This is a genomic window from Streptomyces pathocidini (genome assembly GCF_001418495.1).
Taxonomy (GTDB): Bacteria; Actinomycetota; Actinomycetes; order Streptomycetales; family Streptomycetaceae; genus Streptomyces; species Streptomyces pathocidini.
Genome location: NZ_LIQY01000532.1, coordinates 1 through 1,306, shown reverse-complemented (window position 1 = coordinate 1,306; position 1,306 = coordinate 1). Strand labels below are relative to the sequence as shown.

The window sequence follows — 1,306 nt, the reverse complement described above, 5'->3', positions numbered from 1 at the left end:
GGGGCCGGGCGGGCGCCCACGGTGATCGACAGGCGACCGGATACGCTTCCCATGGTGACAGCAGTGACAGCGACACATCGACAATCCGCGTAGACGTCCGCAGCGGACCGCGCGGTGCACCGCAGTGAGTCGTCCGCAGACAGGAGAACCCCTCGTGACCGTCGTCGGGCCGTTTGGGCTGAGCGTGCGGGACCAGGCTCTGGAAGCCGATGTCCAGGCCGGGTTGGCGGCTGTCGAAGAGGGCCTGTACGAGGCCACCAAGAGCGAGGTGCCGTTCATCACGGAGGCCGCGCGGCATCTCGTACGGGCCGGGGGCAAGCGGTTCCGGCCCCTGCTGGTGATGCTGGCGGCGCAGTTCGGCGACCCGCAGGCGCCGGGCGTCGTCCCGGCCGCCGTCGTGGTGGAGCTGACGCACCTCGCGACGCTGTACCACGACGACGTGATGGACGAGGCGGACGTGCGGCGCGGGGTGCCGAGCGCCAACGCCAACTGGGACAACTCGGTTGCCGTGCTGACCGGTGACTTCCTCTTCGCCCGTGCCTCGCACATTCTGGCCGACCTCGGCCCCGAGGCCGTACGCATTCAGGCCGAGGCGTTCGAGCGGCTCGTGACCGGGCAGATCCTGGAGACCGCGGGGCCGCGCGAGGGGTGCGACCCGGTCGACCACTACCTCGATGTGATCGCGGGCAAGACCGGCTCGCTGATCGCCGTCTCCGGGCGCTTCGGGGCGATGATGTCCGGGGCGGACGAGACCGTGGTGGACGTGCTGACGCAGTACGGGGAGCGGCTCGGTACGGCGTTCCAGCTCGCCGACGACGTGCTGGACATCGCCAGCGACAGCCACGAGTCGGGGAAGACGCCGGGCACGGACCTGCGCGAGGGCGTCCCGACACTGCCGGTCCTGCGGCTGCGGGCGCAGGCCGCCGTGAGCGGTGCGGCCGAGGACGCCGAGCTGTGCGCGCTGCTCGACGGCGACCTCGCCGACGACGTGCGGCACGCGGAGGCGCTGCGGCGCCTGCGGGCGCACCCGGCCCTCGAACAGGCCCGCCGCGACACCATCCGCTACGCGCAGGATGCGCGCGCGACGCTGGCCCCGCTGCCGACGAGTGCCGCGAAGGCGGCGCTGGAGGCGCTGTGCGACGCGGTGGTGCACAGGGCGGGCTGACGGCGCGCCCTGCGTGGCCTGGCACTCTGCGCCGGCCCGGCACCCTGCGCGGGGTACCTCAGCGCGTGCCGCGCGTCTGCGATCCACGGTTCGGCCCTCGTTGTGGGCATGCGTTCCGCCCCTGCGGAACAGCTGCCCACA

Annotated in this window: 1 protein-coding gene; it reads left to right on the top strand. The window is 72.9% G+C overall.

The window, feature by feature from the left end:
- Positions 1 to 154: 154 nt before the first annotated feature.
- Positions 155 to 1,165: a polyprenyl synthetase family protein gene (locus AOK16_RS21995; protein WP_055473909.1), complete on the top strand. Its 1,011-nt coding sequence runs from the start codon at positions 155 to 157 to the stop codon at positions 1,163 to 1,165.
- Positions 1,166 to 1,306: the final 141 nt, after the last annotated feature.